The following is a 267-nucleotide window of genomic DNA, read 5'->3' on the forward strand; positions in this document are numbered from 1 at the left end:
GTACAGGCTCAACCATTGGCGGATGCTGAGAGTTTGCAGCCATTTGTCGTCGTTTTCGGAGTGGAACAGGTAGAGGAACACTTCGCGCAGGTTGGCAAAGTCCTTATAGGACGGGCTGAAGCGTTCGTAGATGCGTATGCCCATCTCGCGGGTAAAGCTGTGGCGCGAGAAGATGCCGAGTTTGATCAGCGCGGGATAGATGTGGACTTGCGAGAGCCAGTGGTAGAAGCGTCCGCTGAAATTTTTTGCAAGTTCTTCGTCTTGTTT

1 pseudogene is annotated in these 267 nt (G+C 52.4%); it reads right to left on the reverse strand.

The window, feature by feature from the left end:
- A pseudogene (locus tag ACTHS3_RS17990) lies at window positions 1–267 on the reverse strand (recombinase); the annotation flags it as partial.

Source organism: Neisseria sp. P0009.S007 (assembly GCF_051962515.1).